Raw genomic sequence first — 21,947 nt, forward strand, 5'->3', positions numbered from 1 at the left:
ATACGGTCTTTTTCTATATTACAGCCCCATCGCTTTTCTTTTTTTCATGATGTGGCTTTCGATTTTTTCCGCCACTTCCACAGGATCATCTCCCAGAGCCACCTTGCCGCCTGTCAGACTTTCCACATCCTCTGTGAGCAGTTTCACAAGCTTTGGTGCACCAGTGATAAATGGAGTGGGTGAAAGATGGGTGAAGGCACCGTAAGCAACGGCAAATATACCGTCTATGGTGGCTTTCTGCTCCATCCATTCCGGAGCTGTGACAGCAATGGGAAGATCGGAGATATCTGCATCCAGATAGTCAGCCAGGGCTGTTACCAGCATGGAGATTCTTCCCGTATCCGTGCAGGTTCCGAAGCTTAATACCGGCGGGATTTTCAGAGCACTGCAGACTGCTTTCAAGCCGTCTCCGGCCTGGTTTATGGCATCCAGATTACACATACCGGCAACCTCCAAACCATGATTTCCGCAGCCGCCGGCCACAACCAGAATATCTCTCTTAATCAGCTGCTTTGCCAGGTTTACAGTATTCCAGTCCTGTGGACCGTTTCTTAAAGTGGAGCAGTTTGCCAGCGCTACAATTCCTTTGAGCTGTCCTTTTGCAATGACATCTACAAGATTCTGTAAATCATTTCCGATTGCATTCAGAACGGCTTCCGTTGAGAAGCCGGCAATTGCTTTCTGAACATGCCGTGGTACCATGGGTTTTATTTTACCATGTCTTTTTTTGAAGTTCTCAATTGCGATATGAATGCATTTATCCGCCATTTCTTCCGCTTTTTGAGGATAGTAAGGCATCTCATGTTCCGTTCCGGGGACGCCGATGATCGTACTGACACTGACAAGGGCAACCTGATATTTTTCTGCATATTGATCAATGGCAGGCGGAGAGCAGTTTTCCTCCATGACAAAGGCATCCACGGTACCAGTTGCCAGAAACGGTTCAATTGCCAGCCAGTTTCCCATCAGTCCCACAAAAACATCATCCATTTCAAATCTCTGGAGCAGTTCCTGACCCGTCTCAATGGATCCTACGATGTGGATTCCTTTTGCACCGCATTGCTTTGCCAGATCCTGAAATTCCTTTGTTTTCGCTTTCATAAGGGCAGCAGCTCCGATCCAGGGCTGGTGGCCGTTAAATGCAATGTTTACATAATCCGGATCCATAATACCCATATCCACATCAACTTCATGAGGCTTAGGAGTTCCAAATAAAATATCCTGAGTCATTTCAAGTCCGATCTGGGCAGTATAAATGGTGGATAACCCCAGCCGCAATGCCTTTTTTGCAAGAGAGACATAGTCTCCATCCACATTGGTCAGGCAGCTTGCAATACTGTTTTGCACTTCATGTTCAATTCCGGAAGGATAAATGTTTAGCTCATGCCATATTTTCTTCCGTTTTTTCGGAGCAAATGCCTCCACCATGATACTGTGCTGGTCCGGGTTTACTTTCATCTCCCGGTCTAACAGCTCCGCAAGACAGGTTGCCATCTCGTTGATGGACTGACTGGTGTCAATTCCTGTTTTTTCGCACATCCATTTTAGTTTTTCCGTATCAGTGATCTGAAAGGTTGTATTACCCTTTCCCGTTTCTTTCAGTGTCCGAAATGCTTCATAGGCATGATGGGCATAAGTAGCAGCTCCCATGATGTTTCTCATGAGGAGATTTCTCATTGCCATGGCGTCGGGCCCGATTCCGCAGGCGCCCTTTTCAGGACCTTTCTGTTCGTTAATCCGGCAGGGACCGTTGGTGCACAACTGGCAGCTCAGACCCTGGAGACAAAATTTGCATCGTATCTTTTCCTGCTCATCAAATCTTGAGAATACGCTGGATAAACCGTCATCTCGGATCCGTACCAGCATTTCTTCAACGGAATCGTGATAACTGACACGATCCTTTGGTTTTTCTAAAACTGCTTCTGACATAATGACCTCCATTCTTTTAATCAAAGGTAGTATGTCAGCTTTCAGAAAAATCAATTCAGAAAAATGTTATTTTATATTCCATTCTTTCTTTAAGACAGCATACTGATATGTGTTTTCATAAAGCGGTGTTCCGTCGGGATTGTTAACAAATGAAATAAATTCAACAAATAAACCTTCCCGCCTCATTCCAAGGCGTTCACAAAGTTTCTGGGAGGGGAGATTATCATCCTCTGCGTAGGCATAGATTCTTCTTGCATCATTTTCAAAAAGATTGGTAATAACTGCTTCGGCTGCTTCCTTTGCATACCCTTTTCTGCCATATTTCAGATTGAAATTCCAACCAATGCTGTATGTGTCCGGATGTTCTTTCATTGTAAATATTTCTCCAATGATAAAATCCGTATCACGCAGACATACGGCGTAGCTGTCTCCATGACCATCTCCATTTTGTTTTTCTTTTACTTTTTTTACGGCTTCATCGTAAGAGTTTACTTTTTCACTGTAAAAGCAATGTACGGGTGGTGCGGCAAGATATTCGTATAAACCTGCCGCGTCCTTTTCTTCAAAGTTTCGGATCATCAGTCTGTCTGTTTCTATATGCATTTCTTTTGTCCTCCGTTATTTAATATTCAGTCAGAAAAAAATGGGACAAGATCTTTTTAGATCTTATCCCACTTAAATAATCATGATGATTATAAGTCCTCTGACAAGTTAACTTATATGGAAAGTTTATCATAAAAAACGTAAAAAGTCTTGTATTTTCTATTTTACATCTCTTTATCGTATTTCATTCGATAGTAAACACCAGAAGCAAAAAGCCGTAAAGGAGTTTGTCTTTTGCTTCGACTGGTCAGAGTGTTTATGTTTTGATATAATAATACAATTAGAAGACTAACAAAACAAAGCACTAAAAATCGGGAAAATCCCCTCTTTAAAATGTAAGATAGAGTTACAGACAGGAGGTGTTTTACATGGAGTGGAGTGAATGTATCAGTAAAGCGGTCAGTTATATTGAAGATCATATTACGGAAGAACTCACGATCAAAGATATTTCAAAAGAGGCTATGGTATCACCCTACTATTTTCAAAAAGGATTTGCCATGCTTTGCGGTTTTACGGTTGGAGAGTATATTAAGAAACGGAGACTTGCGATAGCTGGCATGGAGTTAATTTCCACTGACAGAAAAATCATCGATATTGCACTTCAATACGGATATGATTCACCGGATGGCTTTACCAGAGCTTTTACCAGGTTTCATGGTGCTACACCTGCTTCTGTACGTAAAGGCGAGGCAATGATAAAATCCTTTGCTGCGCTTAAAATCAGACTGTCATTAGAAGGAGGTTATACCATGGATTACAAAATTGTAGAAAAAGACCAGTTTACTATGAGCGGAGTCTCAAAAGTATTTCAGTATGATGGAGCGGAGACTGAGATTCCAAAAATGTGGAGAGAGTACTATGAAACAGGAAAAAATCATAAGGTTTGCAGTGCGTACGGGATATCCATTGATGAACGGATGGAGGGAAATGAGTTTGAATATTTGATTGGTGATAATTATAATCCATCAGCGGAAATACCAGAAGGTTTTGTCACAAGGGTTATTCCGGAATCTATGTGGGCGGTTTTTGCCTGTAAAGGTGCTAATCCCAAGTCATTGCAGGAGGTTCACGGAAGAATATTTGCTGAGTGGTTACCCAACTGTAAGGACTATGAGATAGCATCAGGGTATCATATTGAAATGTACGATGACCCAGGAGAGTATCCCAATGGAGCCCAGGATGAGAACTATTATTGTGAAATCTGGATTCCTGTGCGAAGAAAATAAAATAACTTCCTTATGTTTAAAAGGAGAAACAGCCTCTTCCATTGATTCTAATAGTGGAGGCTGTTTTCTGTTATTGGGATCTGACCATTGGAACTTAGGTTTCTGGAGAGAAGTAAGCATTCAAATTCCCTTTATTTAAAAATGTGTTATAATACATTATCATGGTATAATCGGAAAGGGATGAATAAACAATTGTATCAACAATTTCTTTATCGTGCAATGCATAAGCTTTTGCACGTAAAATAATTGAAAACCAGGAGAATTATTATGAGTTTTAATTTGATTGATATAAATAATTGGGTGCGTAAGGAATATTACAATCACTATATGCACAAGGTGTGCTGCACCTATAGCGTAACCTCTAATATTGACATAACTGGTGTCAGAACAGCATTGAAAAGCATGAACAAAAAGATATATCCAGCACAAATATATATGCTTACCACTGTTGTTAATCGTTATCAGGAGTTTCGTATGAATATTGATTCCAACGGTAATTTAGGTTTTTGGGATGAACTTAATCCAAGTTACACCATATTCAATAAAGAAAAAGAATTGTTTTCCAGCATATGGACGATTCACAGCGATTCTTTTATACAGTTTTATGAAAACTGCATATCTGATATTGACTGTTATTCAAGTGCTGAAAATCTGATGCCAAAACCGGATCAACCACTCAATACGTTCAACATATCATGTTTGCCTTGGACGAGTTTTACCGGATTTAACTTAAATGTATACACAGATGGAAGTTATTTGCCCCCCATATTTACTATTGGAAAGTTTATCGAGCAGGATAACAAGGTTCTGATGCCATTATCAGTCCAGGTACATCACTCAGTATGTGACGGATTTCATGTAGGAAGATTTACCAATGCATTGCAGGAATTAGCAAATAACTATAACGATTGGCTTAATAAGTAATGTTTTAGTCTGCATCAAAAGTTATTCCATTTCCTTCGGACCGCTTAACAATTATGGTTCCAGCCAAGAGAGAAAGAATTTCTGCAATACCAACTGTAAACCATACAAGCGCGCCGTTGGAAACCATAGAAATACCCCACACGCAGGCAGGTATGAACACAAAACCCCGGAGTATATTAAGCAGTACAGACTCCTTTGTTCTTTTCGTGGAATAAAGATAGGCAGCAATTATAGTATTGAGTGCTGCAAACAGGAACAACCAACCGTATTTTGGCATTGTTGCAACTGCTAATTTCGTTGCGGCAGCATCTGCACCGAACAAGTGACAGATGCTTGCCCCAATGAAAAAGGTGACGAGATATATCAGCCCACTTCCTGAAAAACTGAGAATCCGGCCCACCTGGAAATAATATTTCATGTTCTGTGCATTCTGCTCGCCATAACTTTGTCCAAACAGAGGCTGCATACCCTCTGCAACTCCGAGAATTACGGCAAAGGTGAAGGAAGCAACATAACTGATTACAGAATAGGCATTGATTCCGTCATTGCCGATATACTTTAATACTACTGCATTCATACACACCATCATAATTGGAGTGGTCAGCTGGGAAAGCATTTCCGGCAGGCCACGGGTCATCACCTTTTTCAGTAATGTCCAATCCATCTTAAATCTGGAAATCTTCAATTCTCCACGCTTAAAAATAAAGTGTCCACCAATAATGACAAAAGAGAGGGTCTGAGAAATACCCGTTGCAATGGCAGCCCCAGCGATTCCGCCCTGAAGGGGGAAGACAAAGAGCCAGTCCAGAACAATGTTGCAGACAGTACTGGCTATGGTAGCGGTCATAACCAAAACCGGGGCGTTATCATTTCGGCCAAAGCCCTGTAAAAGCATAGACAAAGCTGACGGAACGGTAAAAAGGCTGTACCAGAAAATGTATTTCACCACCATGTTGTGATATACACCTGTTGCACCCAGAGCAATTGCAAGTGGACTTGTAAAAATAGTACCAACAATGGTGAATATGACGGCAGCCAAGATAGTCAGGCACAGGGAATGCATAAATACTTGGTTTGCTCCATAAAAATCCTTACGCCCAATGCGGATGGCAGTAATTGTTACACCGCCGATGGTAGTCATCATATAGAACGCGGTGATAATCATAACAAAGGGCAGTGCCATGTTGACAGCGCCCAAAGCATCTGTTCCAACGCCTCGACCTACAAAAATACCGTCAATAATGGTAAAGAGGAAAATAGCACATTGGCTGAAAACTGTGGGAACTACGAATTTAAGAACATTTTTAAATTGGTTTGAATTCATAATCAGGGTTTCTCCTTTAGTTATCTTTTATAATGTAAAATAAAAAGCCGACAACAGCAAATTCTTGCGTTATCGGCTCTGCGTCTTAGCGTCTGGCTCTTTGATAATTGATATTTTAAAGTGATTGACATCGATAAGTGTTTCCTGCTTGCATTTAGGACAATAAAGCGGAAAATTTTTAAGTTCTGTATTTTCCTGTATCCTGAGTCTCGTTTTCTGCTGACAAACTGGACAGTTCAACCATTGCCACACCATCACACTCACTCCTTTCTTCATAACCCGGTTAATGTGCCAAGCACCCTGTCTCTTTCACGCCGTATATTTTCATTGTATCTTTGATATAGAGAAATATAGGTTTCTCTTTCCTCATCGGTAAACATTAGAAATGCTTCTTCTTCAAGCTCATCAATTTTACTGATAATACGTTCTGTAAATTGTTCCCCAGCCTCTGTTAAAAGAATCCTCTTGCGATTTCTCGTTCCAGGGATTGTTTCAAGCCATACAAGGCCTTCTTTTTGCAATTTTGAGACTGACGAGTTGATTGTCTGTACAGGGTAAAACCAGTTATTGCATAAATCATTTTGTGTACAGTCCCCTTCCGTGTGAGAGATTGCGTACAATATCCAAAACGCTGTGTCTGTCAGTCCAAACCTACTTGCAATACCACGATAAAGATCATCACTTTCTTTATATAGGCGTTTAAGCGTATTTAGTTGTTGCTGCAAATTTTGTTCCATTAATACACCTCCTGTTTCATTAATTGAATTCTTAACCATTGCATAAGTTTCTGATTTCGGAAACATATGAATTATAATCCGATTTCGGAAACTTGTCAAGTAAAGTTATTAATTGAAAGCAGATAAAATAGAAACACCCTGCTTTTTTCGCAAAAAAGCAGGGTGATCTACCTAATATAATGACTGATCCACAGTCGGTGATTTTACAAATTCTGTGGAGAAAGTTTTTTATCTATCCTCGTATTCCTTCGCATGGAATTCAGATGAGAGGAGGCCATACACCTTAGTGTCAATATACTCTTCTTCATATCTGAAATCTTCCCTTAAAATACCCTCTAAGACAAAACCATTTTTTATGTAAACATGCTCGCCGCGGGGATTGAAGCTGAACACATGAAGTCCTATTTTATGAAGTTTGAGGGTATTAAATCCATACTCAAGAAAAAGCGAGGTGGCTTCACTTCCCAAGCCTTTGTTTCTTCCGTCTGGTCCGATAAGGATTCGAAAATTAACCTTATTGGAACTGTCATCATATTCGTTAAAGACAACTTCTCCAACAACTTTGTTTGTTTTCTTATCTACAATGGCCAGATCAAGACGATTTTTCTGTTCATTCCGGGTGCGGTACCAGTGCCTGGTTTTCTCTAATTCTTCTTCCGATGATGGGGTATAGGCTTCCTTATCATTGCAGACAGAACCCGTGAGTTTTCGTACTTCATAATCGGATAAAATATCAAGCATGGTGTCAATGTCTTCAATCTGGAATGGGCGAAGAATCACTTTTTCGCCCAGTAAAGTTGGTTTCTGCAGAAAATTTGGTTCTAATTTCATGTTTCATCCTCCCTCTGATATTACACAGATTTATCGTACATGTTTACATTTTTTCATCTTTCAAGGCATAAACAAACCCGCGTAAACCATTAATTTACGCGGGTTCGCTGTTAGCGGAAGCGGTGGGATTCGAACCCACGTGCCCTTGCGGACAACCGCATTTCGAGTGCGGCTCGTTATGACCACTTCGATACGCTTCCATTTGAAAACACAACGACACAATTATACACGATAATTCAAAATTTGGGTAGTCTTTTCCTTAAAAAAAATACACTTTTCCCGTATAACCCTTCACTCAGTGGAAATAATAGGATTAAATAGATAAATTGTACATGATTGTGACGAAAAAGTAAAATATTTTAGTGAAAATCATGAATAAGCGGTAGAAGAAAGATGGTGTCTGAAGTGAGAAAGATCAAGCATACATTTTCCACAGTAGAGGAACTGGTGGCTTTTGTGGTAAAGGCGGAACGGTGCAATTTTGAAATAAAAGTCATTTCCAACCATCTGGTGATTGACGGGAAATCACTGATGGGAGTTATGATTATCGGAATTGGAACACAGGTGGAGATTGTCTGTTATAACGAAGCATTCTGCCCGGAGCAGTTAGTGGATTATGCAGCGTGAACAGAATAAAACATAATAAAAAGAAGCCGGTCTTTTTCTCACCAGGGCAGGGAAAGAGGCCGGTTCATTTTTATGTTATCCCGGATTTTTCCTTGCAATCAGTAATTTCAAGAGCTATAATTTTATACTGTGTGTAAATGAGCAATAAATTAAGAAGGATTTACAGGAGGAATCGTAATGCAGACAGAAGGTCATACGGTACAAAAAACCATTAACCGTTACCGGAGTTTTCGATATGAACTGATACTGGAAGGGATTCTGACAGGTGCCATAGCCGGCTCTGTAGTGGTATTATTCCGGTATTTATTAAGCCATGGAGAAGAGATTTTAAAATGGGTACTAAATGCGGTAAAGGGGAAACCGCTACTCATCGCCATCTGGTTTCTGGCTCTTACTGCCGGTGCCTTTTTTGTGGCAGTCCTGCTTAAATGGGAGTCTTTTATCTCAGGCAGTGGAATTCCCCAGGTAGAAGGGGAAATGATTGGTGAGCTGGATCCCTGCTGGTGGAAAACCCTTGCTGCAAAGCTTGCGGGCGGGCTGGTATCTCTTGGATTTGGTCTTTCCCTTGGACGGGAAGGCCCCAGTATTCAACTTGGAGCCATGACAGCAAAAGGCATTTCCCGAATTTCAAAAAGATCTAAGACAGAAGAGAAGCTTTTAATCACATGCGGAGCCAGTGCAGGTCTTTCTGCTGCCTTTAATGCGCCCATTGCCGGAGTTTTATTCTCCCTGGAAGAGATACATAAACATTTTTCACCGGAAATTCTCTTATCTACCATGGCATCCTCCATCACTGCGGATTTCGTTTCCCGGAATGTATTTGGTTTAAAACCGGTTTTTGATCTTCAGATCACAGAAATGATTCCTCTTAATTGCTACGGATATGTAGTCGCATTTGGAGTGATTATCGGAGCAATGGGTGTGGTATATAATACAACACTTTCTAAGACCCAGGATTTGTATCAGAAAATCCCAAATCAATTTGTGCGGTTAATGATACCGTTTTTATTAGCGGGAGTGTTCGGACTATATTATCCGGCAGTACTGGGCGGAGGTCATTCACTGATAGAAGTACTGACATCAGGGCAGATGATGCTTGGAGCATTGTGTGTGTTATTGCTGTTAAAGTTTGCCTTTTCTCTTATCAGTTTTGGATCCGGCGCTCCGGGCGGAATCTTTCTGCCGCTCCTGGTGCTTGGCGCAGTAATCGGAAGTATCTATTGCAACGCAGTGGGAATCATGACAGATTCCCTTCAGGGTCTTTTGGATAATTTCATCATACTGGGAATGGCAGGTTATTTCGCAGCCATTGTGAGAGCACCCATTACCGGAATTATTTTAATCAGTGAAATGACTGGAAGCTTTACCCATTTACTTTCTCTTTCCCTTGTATCCCTGATCGCATATGTAATCCCCGATATGGTACGCTGCGCTCCTGTTTACGACCAGCTGCTTCACCGCCTTTTACGAAAATTAAATCCTGACAGAGAAACTTCCCTTACAGGGGAAAAGGTGCTGGTGGAAGGGATGATTTTTCATGGCAGCGAGGCAGAAGGAAAGAAAGTTTCCGAAATCCAGTGGCCACGTACCTGTCTTCTCATCTCTCTTTTAAGGGGAGAAGCTGAGTTCGTTCCCAGAGGGGAAACAAAGTTTCTGGCAGGTGATAAAATGGTTATTCTCTGTGATGAGTCAGCTCAGGGAAAGCTTCATGAAGTCCTGTTAAATGTGTGTGAAACTGTCAAGATGGAATCGGTAATCCGATCACATTCCTGACATTTTGGTTGACTTTTTCTTTGGAATAGACGTAAACTGGTAGAAAAGGCAGTCAGGAGTTTGAGCCATGAATAATCAGACAAAAGATAGAATGGATGAACTGGAACGCCGGCGCAGGTCAAGAGAACGCCGGTATAAGCAAAAGAAAAAGAAGAAAAAAAGAGCATTCTTTTACATATTCCTGCGGTTCGTCATATGGACCGGATTATTAGCCTGTATTCTATGGGGATTAATTTCTCTTTTCGGAAGAAACTATGTGGATATCAGGTCAATTACCATGCCGGATTACGTCCAGCAGGACTTCCTTGACTTCAATCCTTATTCAAGACCGGGAACTAAGATGAAACGAATTAACGGAATTGTAATTCACTATGTTGCCAACCCCGGTACTACAGCAAAGCAGAACCGGGATTATTTTGCCAGCTTAAAGGATCAGACAGGGGAGAAAAAGATCTCTGCAAGCAGTCACTTTATTATTGGCCTGGAAGGGGAGATTCTTCAGGAAATCCCCATCTACGAAGTAGCCTATGCAACCTCAAAGGAGAAAAATAAGGATACGGTTTCCATAGAATGCTGTCATCCCGATGAAACCGGTAAATTTAATGACCAGACTTATGCTTCTTTGGTGAAATTTACGGCTCTTTTGTGCAAAGAACTGGGATTGACGGAAAAGGATGTAATCCGGCATTATGATGCCACCGGCAAGGATTGCCCCAGATATTTCGTGGCCCATGAGGATGCATGGAAGCAGTTCTTACAAGATGTAAAAACAGAGAGAAAGGGTATCAAAGAGGAGTAAAACTACAGGCAATGGGGGATTGCAATGTACCGATTATTGATTGTTGACGATGAAGCCATTATCAGACAGGGACTTGGAATGCTGCCCTGGAAGGAAAATGAGATTGAGGTTGTGGGGATTTTAAAAGACGGCATTGAGGCAGAAGAGTGGATCGACAGTCAGGAGATCGATATTTTACTTACGGACATCCGGATGCCCGGGCTATCTGGAATCGAACTGGCAAAACGTACCCTGCAGAATTATCCGGATGCAAAAGTCATTCTTCTCACGGGATACGGTGAGTTTGAATACGCAAGGGAAGCCATTTCACTTGGGGTATCTGACTATATCTTAAAACCATCCACACCAGACGAAATCATGGCATGTGTGAAGAATGCATGTGAGAAATTTAATCAGGAAAAAAAGACGAAAATAAAGCTGGAGGAGCTGGAATCAAAAATTCAGGGATATTCAGCTCTTGTTAAGCCTGCAGAAGAGATTCTGGAAGCAGAAGAAGAACGGATTGGAAAAATCATAAAATATATCTATGAAAATTATGACAGAGAGTTAAGCTTATCGGTTCTTTCCGAAGAATTTCACTTTACCACTGTTTATATGAGCCATTATATAAAAAAAGAAACAGGATATACATTTCTTGAGATTCTCACTTCCGTGAGAATGTATTATGCCGCAAAATATCTTACAGAAACCAAGCTGAAAAACGGAGAAATCTGCAGTAAAATCGGTATCTCAGACGAACGGTATTTCGGACAGATATTTAAGAAGAACTATGGTATGACACCGTATGAATACCGAAAATCAGGAAGCCATGCAGTCAATCCCTTTCAGAAATTTACGGAGACAGCCCAGTTATGAAAAGATGGTATCGCAGACAAAATTTTCACAGTAAGCTGATGTTTCTTTTTCTCACTCTGATTCTCGTTCCCGTCATTTTTCTCTCGTTTATGGAGTTTTCCTATGCAAGAAGAATACTGGCGGATAAAACCAATGATTACTTAAAGAATCTTGCGTCAGTCACACTTTCAAAAATTGAAAGCACAGTGACTGCGATTGAAAATGTTGCTTTTTATATCAATGGAAACGATACCATACAAAGTTCTTTAAAATCAGAACAGGAGCTGGCAGACGACAGACTGGCTTATTACCGTCTCCACAGCAATATCCGGGAGATCCTTTCTTCCTATGCCCTGCTGCGGCAGGAGATTAACGCAATCAGCATCCGGTCTGACTCAGACAGAGAGTACACTTATACGAAAATTCGCAGCGGGACTCCCATGGATATCAGAGAATATATCCGGGATGAGAATCAGTACTGGGAAGTAAAAAACGGGCATATTGTTCTGATGAAAAAGCTGTATGGATTTCCTTCAAAAAAGTCCCTTGGATATGTTGCCCTGGATGTAAATGAGAAAAGTTTATATGATATTATTTCTGATATCGATCTGTCCCAGGAAGGCAACGTTTTTCTTGTCAATGAAGAAGGGCGCATTCTGGCTGCCAGTTCCAAGGAGCTTTCCGGAGAAGTGTTGAAAGAACCTTATATTAACTGCTTCGGGGAGAAGGAAGCATTCTACCGGGATGTAAAAATCGGAGATCAGAATTACAGCATTTATAACAGTGCTCCGATCTCAAATGGCTGGCACATGATGCTTGCCATACCAAGAGATTATTACCTGCGGGATGTAACAAAACTAAAGAACATCGTTATACTGGTCACCGCCATAACGGCTTGTCTGGCAGCCCTCATCTCTGCTCTGGTATCCAGAAATATGACTAAACCCCTTCGGGAACTGACAAAGGCCATGGAGAATTTCGGTCAGGGAGATTTTAATATAAACTGCGAAGTCAATTCCGAAGATGAGATCGGACGGCTGAGCCATACCTTTAATCAGATGGTAAACGATATGAACAGTCTGGTCAGTACGGTCTATGAGCAGAAGGTAATGAAACAGGAAGCCCAGATGAAATCTCTGCAGATGCAGATTAATCCTCATTTTCTCTATAATACCCTGGACACCATTAACTGGATGGCGCGAATCCGTCACGCAGATGATATCGGGGATATGGTGGCAGCCCTGGGTAATATGATGCGTTATTCTCTGGAAAAGAAGTCATTCGTCCGCATTCGGGAAGAGGTTAAGAATTTAGAGGATTATCTAGCGATTCAGAATTACCGTTATCAGGATAAGATGGAGGCAGTCATAAAAATTGATGAAAGCCTGATGGATCTTTCTATCCCCCGCCTTTTAATACAGCCCATTCTGGAAAATGCTATCGTACACGGTATTGAGGAAAAGCTGGACAAAGGACATATTGTGGTTGCAGCCTGGTTAGAGGGTGACGATTTGTATATCCAGGTGGAAGATGACGGCGTGGGCATGACGGAAGAAGCCATTTCCCAAATCCTGTCCGAGGATTACTCCATGAAAAAGAGAGGCCATACTTCCATTGGAGTTGTCAATGTCAATCGCAGAATCCAGATGATTTACGGTCAGGATTATGGTCTTCTGATACAAAGTGTATTAGGAGCCGGAACCAGAATGACCATACACATTCCGGCTGTTTTAAAAGAGCAAAATGAAATAAAGTAAAAATTAATGAAGTTCGGTAGGCATGAATAATGCCTGCTGAACTTTTTTTGATCAATATGATTAATATTTTAAACATTTTCATTAAATTAGTATGTATAAACCATAACTATAAATTGCTATAATAAGGAACAGAAATCAGCGCTGATGGGGAATGATAAGTAATATTGGCAACCAGAATGATATTTTGCCGTTTTATGACGGCAGATTGGAGAGGGCTATGAAAAAAAGACAAATCGGAATGTTGTTATGTGCAGCGGCAGCAGCCATTGCTCTGGCAGGATGCGGCAGCGGGAAAACAAAAACGGAGGACACCAAGGCTGGTCAGGAAAGCAGTAAGGAAACCGGTAAGGAAAGCAGTCAGGCTGCAGCAGGCGGGGATGTGGTAATCAAGGTATTTTCCAACTTACCAGACCGTACCAGCGGCCAGGGTCTCATCGAGCAGATGCTGTTTGACCAGTATATGGAGAAGAATCCCAATGTAAAGATCCAGGTGGAAGCGCTGGACGACGAAAGCTATAAAACCAAATTCAAAGCATATGCATCAGGTTCCGATATGCCGGATTTAGTAAATGCATGGGGGCAGCCGTCATTTCTTGATGAAGTGATTGATGCCGGGCTTCTGGCAGAATTAAATCCAGCAGATTATAAGGATTATGGATTTATCCAGGGTGCTCTGGACGGATTCAGCAAGGATGGAAAATTATATGGACTAGCAAGAAATACCGACGTAATGGCATTTTATTATAACAAGTCCATGTTTGAAAAATATGGAGTAAAGGTTCCTGAGACCTATGATGATTTACTGGCAGCTGTTAATACATTCAAGGCAGCAGGCGTAATTCCGGTATCCATGGATGGTTCTGACAAATGGCCTCTTTCCATCTATATCAATGCATTGTATCAGCAGTATAACGGCAGCTCATCTTCCAAGGAAATCAGAGAGGCAGTAAAAACAGGTGATTATTCCAACGAAGCATGGACAAAATCTCTGGATCAGCTGAAAAAATCCATTGATGCAGGTATTTTCCAGACCGGATTTGAGACAACCGATTATGCCACCAGCATGAATTTATTCACCAATGGCCAGGCTGCCATGTATTACATGGGAAGCTGGGAGATGTCCATGGCAACCAATGAAAATATTCCGGAAGAGATCAGAAATAACATCGGCGTATTCAACATGCCGGCAGTAGAAGGCGGAAAAGGCACAAAGACCGATCTTACGGCATGGAATGGCGGCGGTCATGCAGTAACAGCCAACTCCAAGGTAAAAGCGGAAGCCATCAAGCTGTTAAATTATATGTATCAGCCTGAAAACTGGTCCAAACTTTGCTGGGAAAAGGGAGTATGTATGTCAGCCCAGAATTTCTCACAGTATTTAACAGGCAAAGAAACTGCACTGCAGCTGGAGTTTGTAGATAAAGTAAATCATGCAACAAGCATTTCCGGAGTAACATTTAACGATCTGGGAACCAACCAGTTTAAAACTGTCAGTGAGGATGCCTCTGTTGAATTTGCCATCGGTCAGCTTACAGCAAAGGATTTTACAGATAAACTGGCAGGTGCAATGAAGAAATAGAACTTCGGTTTTCACATAAGGGGGCTGCAGCAACAGCTCCCTTTGTCTTACAAAAAGTGAGGAAAAAATATGCATAAATTATACAGCAATAAGAAAGTCATCTTTTCTTTGATGGCTCCCGGGCTCTTTGTATTTGCAGCTGCCATTCTGGCGCCCATTCTTTTAAGTGTGTATTATGGTTTTACCGACTACTCAGGAATCGGAAAAAGCAGCTTCATCGGACTTGATAACTACAGGACCCTGTTTCAGGATTCCGTATTCTGGACAGCTCTTCGCAATTCCCTGTTTTTAGCCATTGGTTTCATCTGTATCCAGCATCCACTTGCCATGCTGACTGCCATTAAGCTAGACCAGCTCCAGGGAAAGGCAGAGGGACTGTTTCGCTGTATTTTCTTTATCCCAAACGTAATTTCTGTTGCAGTAATCGCCTACCTGTGGAAATTTATCTATAATCCCAACTTCGGTCTGGTGGCTAAGGTGTTAAAGAACTTAGGATTTACGGGCCAGCTTAATCTCTTAGGCTCCGGCAACGCAATCTGGTCGGTTCTGGTGGTCTTAATCTGGCACGGATTTGGCTGGGGAATGCTGATTTATTATACTGGTGTTAAAAATATAGATCCTGTTATGTATGAAGCAGCCTCCATTGACGGGGCAAATGGAAGGGATATTTTCTTTCATATCACTCTGCCCTTAATGAAACCGGTCATTCAGGTGAATGTGACCATGGCGGTAATCGCAGCATTAAAACAGATGGAGACCGTATATTTACTCACGGCAGGTGGTCCCGGCAATGAGACCCAGTTTATGGCAAGTTACTTATACAAACAGGCGTTCCAGTCCTATAAATACGGTTATGGAAATTCCATCAGTGTAATGTTTATTGTGATCTGTCTGATATCCACTGTTGCACTTAACCGCATATTTGCAGAAAGAGGGGAATAGGCATATGGATAAATCAGCGATAGCAACCAGAAATAATCCGGGAAGAGTGCTGACCATCACGGTTATGACGATCATAGCCGGAATCCAGATGTTTCCGTTAATCTGGCTGATTGACTTTTCTCTATGCAACAGCAATGAACTGTTTACAAATGGAATTCTGGTATGGCCGAAAAAAATTCAGTGGGTGAATTATGTTCTGGCTTTTACAAACGGAAATTTTTTCCATTATTTGAAAAACAGCCTGTTAATCAATACACTGGCGGTGGTACTTGTCTTAATTATCTCCATTATGGCGGCATTTGCCTGCAGCAGAATGGAGTGGAAATTAAAGCACGCAGCCTCCATTTTAATGGTGATGGGTATGATGATTCCGGTCCATGCAACCCTGCTTCCCAATTACGTAATTTATGACAAACTGGGGATTACAGATACCATATGGGCACTGCTCATTCCCTACGTGGCATTTTCCCTGCCTCAGGGCTTTTTCCTCACTACCAGTTTCATGAGCTCCATTCCCAAGGAACTGGAAGAGGCCGCTTTGATTGACGGTTGTGGAATTTACCGCATCCTGACCATCATTATTTTTCCACTTATGAAATCTTCAATCGTTACAGTATCAATTATGACCTATTTAAATAACTGGAATGAATTTATGCTGGCAATTACCTATTTAAGCAGTAAAAAATGGAAGACCCTCCCCTTTGCCATTCTGGAATTTACAGGGCAGTATTCATCCAACTACGCAGTTCAGTTTGCGGTAATGGCTTTGTCAGCAGCACCGGCATTAATTATTTATATTATTTTAAATAAGCACATTACAAAAGGGGTAGCACTTGGAGCAGTTAAGGGTTAAGAAAAGGAGGTATGGCGTTGAATATACATCAGTATCTGACATTTGGCGATGCAATGCTTTTGCAGGAAGAATCGGCTGGGGAATTTCTTCCTGATGATGGAACGGAAAATGAGGTGATTAATCTTTATCCTCACATGGGTTATCAGACCATGGAAGGATTTGGAGGTGCATTTACCGATGCAGCAGGATCTGTATTTGCAAAGATGAGCAAAGAGCAGCAGGATGAGCTGATTGGGAAGTATTTTTCACCAGAGCAGATGAATTACCAAATGGTCCGGATTCCAGTGGACAGCTGTGATTTTTCCACCCATATGTACGCAGCAGATGATAAGGAAGATGATGAAGATTTTGAATATTTCAGCTTTCAGGATGTAGAGCAGTACATTCTGCCTCTTTTGGACCGGGCAGAGGCATACTGCAAACGAAAACTGCCGATCATGCTTTCCCCGTGGTCTCCTCCCGCCTATATGAAAACCAATTTAAACCGGAAAGAGGGCGGAGCCCTGAGAAAAAAGTATTACAGCCGGTGGGCCAGATATTTATGCCGTTATATGAAAGAATATACGGACAGAGGCTATCACATTCAGAGGCTTTCCATACAAAATGAACCAAAAGCAGTACAGCCATGGGATTCCTGTGTTTACTCTGCCAGCGAGGAACGAGATTTTATCAGAGATTTCCTGGTGCCGGAGATGGAGAAAAACAATTTAAGCCATATCGAATTGTTTATATGGGATCACAATAAAGAACGGGCATTTGAACGGGCCTGTGAAGTGATGAGTGACAAGACAGAAGAACTGGTTGCAGGCGTGGCGTTTCACTGGTACAGCGGAGATCATTTTGACGCTCTGTCACTGATTCACGAGAAATATCCGGATAAAAAGCTGATCTTATCCGAAAGCTGTCTGGAGTTCTCTAAATTTGGAAAAGAAGATCAGTCTGTCAATGCCGGAAGGCTGGCCCATGATATGATTGGCAATTTAAATCACGGAATGAGCGGATTTTACGACTGGAACGTTCTGCTTGACGAAAAAGGAGGGCCGAATCATACCGGAAATTACTGTGATGCACCATTTCTTTATCATGAAGAGACAAAAGAACTGGAAGAGAGGTTCGTACTTCGGTATTACTGGCATTTTACCCATTTTATTCAGCCAGGTGCAGTGAGAATTGCAGCTACCTGTTATACGTCTTTCCTTGATGTAACGGCCTGGGAAAATCCGGATCATTCCATTGCAGTGATCATTCTGAACAGAAGCAGCAGTGATCTGCCCTATGTGCTTCGAATATCCGGAAAGCTGGTAAAATATACAGCAAAGGCTTCCTCCATTATAACAGCAGTAATAAAAGAATAGAAGAATCGGATTAACGTTCCGATTCTTCTTTAAATAATGTCCGTTCGATTATCATGACCGCATCAGCGATGCAGTCGTTGCAGGGGCGAAGAACCTTTCCGGTTTCAACCCCTTTTAAATCCTTACATACAACGCTTCCATTCTGTTCTTTAAAGCTTTGAAGACATGCTTTGGATGCTTCGTAAGAAGTTCTTTTGGAGTTTGGTTTATCTAGCTGAGCCGTACTGTTTTTTAAACCCGACAAAACGGCAGCAGCACCGATGGCTCCGCATGTCCCCTCCATTCCTCCCATTCCAAGCCCCATGCCTTCCGTGAAACGGAACATAGTTGCTTCATCCACACCGGTTTTATCGCAGAATACGCAGGAAACTGCCTGTGCACAATTATAACCCTCTGCGTGTTTTTCCAGAGCTTTCTTTGCTCTGTCAGTCATTGGTTCTGTCATGTGTCATTCCTCCTGATGAATGATTTAAATTAATATAACTCCTGGTCAGACAGTCTGCCGGGAAGAATAAAGATGAAATTTCCCAAATATGACGTGAAAGATAAATCCTCCCAGGCAGGTAACGGCCAGATAGAGGGCATTCCCGATGGAAATTCCATATTTTATGGCGATATCATGAAATACAATCTGTGCAGATGGATAATAAGGTGAGATATAAAACATATCCGCCTGGCCCAAAGGCTTTGCAGTCCGGTTAATGACTGATGCTACAATACAGCAGACAAAAAATAAAGGCAATGTCCGCACAAATCCCTTCAGGGTGGTGTCAGAACAGCGGGAAAAGGCAATTACCAGGCCGATATAAATCAGCAGCAGGTGCCAGATCAGGCCGTGAATAGTCAGTACCCAGTAAGGATGAAATAATCCTGACGGTTCAGCCAGTGCCATAATTCCGCCAAGGAGGTTAAAATCCTGCATAAAAGTATAGAGCACCGTCTTATTTCCAGCAGAGGGTACAAATGGCAGCACCAGACAGAAATACATGGGAAGGCTGCACAACTGAAATGGAAAATACCACCAGTTGTAAGTCTGGTCATTCACCACATAATATAAGAATAACTGTTTATAGCATTCCGAGGCTGCAAGTACAATGCCGCAGAGAAATAAAAGTCCGGGTATCTGGTTGTTCTTTATTTTTCTTGTGGTGTAATAGGACAGAAAAACTACGAAAATGAGCCCTGCAGAGACAAAAAAAAGGTGAAAAAACGAGTAGGGGGCAGGCGGTGTCATAGGCCATGCCGTTTTTATAAGGATATCCTTCATATCGGTTCCCTTTCTTCCCTGATTATCAATCAGGTATATTATAATGGATGGCAAAAAAACATGCAAGGCAATTGAACAATCTTCCTTCTAAGTACTTGATTAATTCCGAAAATGCTATATAATGTATAACTGATACTTATATTATAATTATGCAGATTTGTGTATAAGAGGAGGAATCATTATGAAGAAAAATAAAATTGCAGTTGCAGTAGCATTATGTATGGCAGCAGTATTAACCGCATGCGGCGGGACAGCAAAAACAGAGACAACAAAAGCAGCAGGAGCTGAGACAACCAAAGCTGGAGCTGAGACAACAAAAGCAGCAGGAGAAACAACAAAAGCTGGAGCAGAGAGCTCAGCAGCAGGCGGTAAGCTGGTTATGGTAACCAATGCAGAGTTCCCTCCTTACGAATATCATGATAACAATGATATCGTAGGTATTGATGCAGATATCGCAAAAGCCATTGCTGATAAGATGGGCATGGAACTGGAGATTCAGGATATGGCATTTGATTCCCTGATCCCTGCTGTTCAGTCTGGCAAAGCAGATTTTACTGCAGCTGGTATGACTGTAAATGAAGATCGTAAAAAGAATGTGGACTTTACTGATACCTATGCACAGGCAGCTCAGGTTATTATTGTAAAAGATGGCAGTGAGATTAAGGCACCGGCTGATTTAGACGGCAAAAAGATTGGTGTTCAGACCGGAACAACCGGAGATATTTATGCAGGAGACATTAAGGATGGCAATATTCAGCGTTTCAACAAGGGAATGGAAGCTGTTATGGCTCTTACCCAGGGAAAAGTTGATGCCGTAGTCATTGACCGTGAACCAGCAAAAGTATTTGTAAAAGAAAACGCAGGCTTAAAGATTCTTGATGAAGCATTTACAGAAGAAGAATATGCAATTGCTGTTAAAAAAGGTAATACAGAACTGTTAGAGAAGATGAATGCTGCAATCAAGGAATTAAAAGATTCCGGCGAACTTCAGAAGATTGTGGATAAATACATCACAGCAAAATAAGAATAAAGGAAGAGTGCCATGTGGGAAAAGCTAAGAGATGATTTCTATCAGAATTTTATCGTAGACAACCGTTGGAAATATATTGCCGACGGATTGCAGAATACGTTAAAAATCACGTTTTTTGCAGTCTTAATCGGAATATTGCTGGGATTTTTAGTTGCAGTGATCCGGTCTACTTATGAAAATACACATAAGCTGAAGGTACTGAACTGGATCTGCGGGGTTTATCTTACGGTAATCCGCGGAACACCGGTAGTAGTTCAGCTCATGATCATGTATTTTGTGATCTTTTCCTTTCATGATCCGGGACAGGTATTTACTGCGGTAGTCGCATTCGGAATCAACTCCGGTGCCTACGTGGCTGAAATCTTCCGAAGTGGTATCAGCAGCATTGAAAAGGGGCAGTTTGAAGCGGGAAGGAGTCTGGGCTTTAATTATGCCCAGACCATGTGGTTTATTATCATGCCCCAGGCATTTAAAAATGTAGTTCCGACTCTGGCCAATGAGTTTATCGTGCTGTTAAAGGAAACCTCAGTAGCAGGTTACATAGGACTGCAGGATCTAACGAAAGGCGGAGATATTATTAAGAGCCGCACCTATTCTGCATTCATGCCTCTGATCGCAGTGGCAGTCATTTATCTGGTTATGGTTATGGTGTTTTCACGGCTGGTAAAGGTACTGGAGAGGAGGCTGCAGAGAAGTGAGCATTAATAATATGGAAAAACCTTTGATTCAGGTACAGAATCTGGGAAAAAAATTTGGCGATATGGAAGTGTTGAAAGACATCTCCGTTGATATTTACAAAGGTGATGTGGTGTGTGTAATCGGACCTTCCGGTTCGGGAAAAAGTACATTCCTGCGTTGCTTAAACAGACTGGAAGAGCCCAGCGGCGGTCATATTCTTTTTGAAGGTGCCGATATCGTGGACAAGAAAACCGATATTGACAAGCACCGTCAGAAGATGGGAATGGTATTTCAGCAGTTTAACTTATTCCCTCATATGACAATTTTAAAGAACTTAACAATTGCACCCGTTAAGTTACAGGGAAAAAGTGAGAAAGAAGCGAAAGAACAGGCTTTAAAGCTCCTTCATAAGGTAGGACTGGCTGACCGTGCGGATGCTTATCCCAACCAGCTCTCCGGTGGTCAAAAGCAGAGAATTGCCATTGTGCGCGCTTTGTGTATGAATCCGGATGTGATGCTGTTTGATGAACCGACTTCTGCACTTGATCCGGAGATGGTAGGAGAAGTGTTAACCGTTATGCGGGAACTGGCAGAAGAAAAGATGACCATGGTAGTTGTTACCCATGAGATGGGATTTGCCAGAGAGGTAGCGACCAGAGTGATGTTTATGGACGGCGGTTACTTCCTGGAGGAGAATGAACCTGGAGAATTTTTTGCTAATCCAAAGAATGACCGGTTAAAGCTGTTCTTAAGTAAAGTACTTTAATGGTATTATAGTTTCAAAACTTATAAAAATATCTTAAAATGTCACTGATTTGTTACTGAATCGGTGACATTTTTGTTTAACAAATCTGATTATTGAAAATATTCTGCAGTATA

The 21,947-nt window shown here is 41.7% G+C and carries 22 protein-coding genes and 1 tRNA gene; 14 read left to right on the top strand and 9 right to left on the bottom strand.

Features of this window, described 5'->3' with window-relative positions; translation table 11 throughout:
* Window positions 1–18: 18 nt before the first annotated feature.
* Both cooS and BXY41_RS04660 read right to left on the bottom strand, forming a co-directional pair.
* Window positions 19–1,929 (bottom strand): anaerobic carbon-monoxide dehydrogenase catalytic subunit, encoded by a 1,911-nt coding sequence (gene cooS, locus BXY41_RS04655; protein ID WP_104435192.1) that lies wholly within the window; start codon window positions 1,927–1,929, stop codon window positions 19–21.
* A gap of 66 nt (window positions 1,930–1,995) precedes the next feature.
* Entirely contained in the window at window positions 1,996–2,532 is a 537-nt protein-coding gene (locus tag BXY41_RS04660) for a GNAT family N-acetyltransferase (RefSeq protein ID WP_104435194.1), read from the bottom strand.
* Between the two features lie 368 nt (window positions 2,533–2,900).
* Here BXY41_RS04660 and BXY41_RS04665 point away from each other — a divergent pair, with 368 nt between their 5' ends.
* Window positions 2,901–3,758 (top strand): AraC family transcriptional regulator, encoded by an 858-nt coding sequence (locus tag BXY41_RS04665; RefSeq protein ID WP_104435197.1) that lies wholly within the window; start codon window positions 2,901–2,903, stop codon window positions 3,756–3,758.
* A 267-nt stretch (window positions 3,759–4,025) separates the two neighbouring features.
* Window positions 4,026–4,682 carry a type A chloramphenicol O-acetyltransferase gene (gene catA / locus BXY41_RS04670; protein ID WP_104435198.1) on the top strand — a complete coding sequence of 219 codons (657 nt, stop codon included), beginning with the start codon at window positions 4,026–4,028 and terminating at the stop codon, window positions 4,680–4,682.
* 4 nt (window positions 4,683–4,686) lie between these two features.
* Here catA and BXY41_RS04675 read toward each other — a convergent pair whose 3' ends face one another.
* From BXY41_RS04675 to BXY41_RS04695, 5 genes are all read right to left on the bottom strand, one after another.
* Window positions 4,687–6,006, bottom strand: coding sequence for an MATE family efflux transporter (locus BXY41_RS04675; protein ID WP_104435200.1), 1,320 nt, complete (start codon window positions 6,004–6,006; stop codon window positions 4,687–4,689).
* 69 nt (window positions 6,007–6,075) lie between these two features.
* Window positions 6,076–6,261, bottom strand: coding sequence for a cysteine-rich KTR domain-containing protein (locus BXY41_RS04680; protein ID WP_104435202.1), 186 nt, complete (start codon window positions 6,259–6,261; stop codon window positions 6,076–6,078).
* A gap of 17 nt (window positions 6,262–6,278) precedes the next feature.
* Window positions 6,279–6,743, bottom strand: coding sequence for a MarR family winged helix-turn-helix transcriptional regulator (locus BXY41_RS04685; protein WP_104435204.1), 465 nt, complete (start codon window positions 6,741–6,743; stop codon window positions 6,279–6,281).
* A gap of 228 nt (window positions 6,744–6,971) precedes the next feature.
* Window positions 6,972–7,574, bottom strand: coding sequence for a GNAT family N-acetyltransferase (locus BXY41_RS04690; protein WP_104435206.1), 603 nt, complete (start codon window positions 7,572–7,574; stop codon window positions 6,972–6,974).
* A 114-nt stretch (window positions 7,575–7,688) separates the two neighbouring features.
* A tRNA-Ser gene (locus BXY41_RS04695) sits at window positions 7,689–7,774 on the bottom strand.
* Window positions 7,775–7,979: 205 nt separating this feature from the next.
* On the opposite strand from BXY41_RS04695, the gene BXY41_RS04700 reads away from it, so the two are divergent.
* The 9 genes from BXY41_RS04700 to BXY41_RS04740 all read left to right on the top strand — a co-directional run bounded on the left by BXY41_RS04700 (window position 7,980) and on the right by BXY41_RS04740 (window position 18,093).
* On the top strand, window positions 7,980–8,201 hold the full coding sequence (locus BXY41_RS04700) for an HPr family phosphocarrier protein (protein WP_104435638.1): 222 nt from the start codon (window positions 7,980–7,982) through the stop codon (window positions 8,199–8,201).
* Between the two features lie 177 nt (window positions 8,202–8,378).
* Window positions 8,379–9,974, top strand: coding sequence for a ClC family H(+)/Cl(-) exchange transporter (locus tag BXY41_RS04705; protein ID WP_104435208.1), 1,596 nt, complete (start codon window positions 8,379–8,381; stop codon window positions 9,972–9,974).
* Between the two features lie 67 nt (window positions 9,975–10,041).
* Window positions 10,042–10,773, top strand: a complete 732-nt coding sequence (locus BXY41_RS04710; protein ID WP_104435211.1) for a peptidoglycan recognition protein family protein — start codon at window positions 10,042–10,044, stop codon at window positions 10,771–10,773.
* Window positions 10,774–10,797: 24 nt separating this feature from the next.
* Window positions 10,798–11,628, top strand: a complete 831-nt coding sequence (locus tag BXY41_RS04715) for a response regulator transcription factor (protein WP_104435213.1) — start codon at window positions 10,798–10,800, stop codon at window positions 11,626–11,628.
* A complete protein-coding gene (locus tag BXY41_RS04720; RefSeq protein WP_104435215.1) occupies window positions 11,625–13,364 on the top strand; it encodes a sensor histidine kinase in 1,740 nt (579 codons plus the stop codon). The genes BXY41_RS04715 and BXY41_RS04720 overlap by 4 nt, the downstream gene beginning before the upstream one ends.
* A gap of 217 nt (window positions 13,365–13,581) precedes the next feature.
* Entirely contained in the window at window positions 13,582–14,943 is a 1,362-nt protein-coding gene (locus BXY41_RS04725; protein WP_104435217.1) for an ABC transporter substrate-binding protein, read from the top strand.
* A gap of 69 nt (window positions 14,944–15,012) precedes the next feature.
* The gene (locus tag BXY41_RS04730; protein ID WP_104435219.1) at window positions 15,013–15,885 is read left to right on the top strand and encodes a carbohydrate ABC transporter permease; all 873 of its coding nucleotides are present in this window, start codon (window positions 15,013–15,015) and stop codon (window positions 15,883–15,885) included.
* Between the two features lie 64 nt (window positions 15,886–15,949).
* Window positions 15,950–16,738: a carbohydrate ABC transporter permease gene (locus tag BXY41_RS04735; protein WP_432765503.1), complete on the top strand. Its 789-nt coding sequence runs from the start codon at window positions 15,950–15,952 to the stop codon at window positions 16,736–16,738.
* Window positions 16,739–16,755: 17 nt separating this feature from the next.
* Window positions 16,756–18,093, top strand: coding sequence for a glycoside hydrolase family 30 protein (locus BXY41_RS04740; RefSeq protein ID WP_242980039.1), 1,338 nt, complete (start codon window positions 16,756–16,758; stop codon window positions 18,091–18,093).
* Window positions 18,094–18,103: 10 nt separating this feature from the next.
* On the opposite strand, the gene BXY41_RS04745 is transcribed toward BXY41_RS04740, so the two are convergent.
* Both BXY41_RS04745 and BXY41_RS04750 read right to left on the bottom strand, forming a co-directional pair.
* Window positions 18,104–18,538, bottom strand: a complete 435-nt coding sequence (locus BXY41_RS04745) for a C-GCAxxG-C-C family protein (protein WP_104435223.1) — start codon at window positions 18,536–18,538, stop codon at window positions 18,104–18,106.
* 45 nt (window positions 18,539–18,583) lie between these two features.
* Entirely contained in the window at window positions 18,584–19,360 is a 777-nt protein-coding gene (locus BXY41_RS04750) for a TMEM164 family acyltransferase (protein ID WP_104435643.1), read from the bottom strand.
* A 181-nt stretch (window positions 19,361–19,541) separates the two neighbouring features.
* Here BXY41_RS04750 and BXY41_RS04755 point away from each other — a divergent pair, with 181 nt between their 5' ends.
* From BXY41_RS04755 to BXY41_RS04765, 3 genes are read left to right on the top strand one after another with little or no spacing between them, the layout of a single operon-like run.
* Window positions 19,542–20,384, top strand: coding sequence for a basic amino acid ABC transporter substrate-binding protein (locus BXY41_RS04755; RefSeq protein WP_104435225.1), 843 nt, complete (start codon window positions 19,542–19,544; stop codon window positions 20,382–20,384).
* Window positions 20,385–20,402: 18 nt separating this feature from the next.
* Window positions 20,403–21,095: an amino acid ABC transporter permease gene (locus BXY41_RS04760; protein WP_104435227.1), complete on the top strand. Its 693-nt coding sequence runs from the start codon at window positions 20,403–20,405 to the stop codon at window positions 21,093–21,095.
* Between the two features lie 4 nt (window positions 21,096–21,099).
* The gene (locus BXY41_RS04765) at window positions 21,100–21,834 is read left to right on the top strand and encodes an amino acid ABC transporter ATP-binding protein (protein WP_104435646.1); all 735 of its coding nucleotides are present in this window, start codon (window positions 21,100–21,102) and stop codon (window positions 21,832–21,834) included.
* Window positions 21,835–21,947 lie beyond the last annotated feature (113 nt).

The sequence above is a fragment of the Lacrimispora xylanisolvens genome, assembly GCF_002934545.1.
Taxonomy (GTDB): Bacteria; Bacillota; Clostridia; order Lachnospirales; family Lachnospiraceae; genus Lacrimispora; species Lacrimispora xylanisolvens.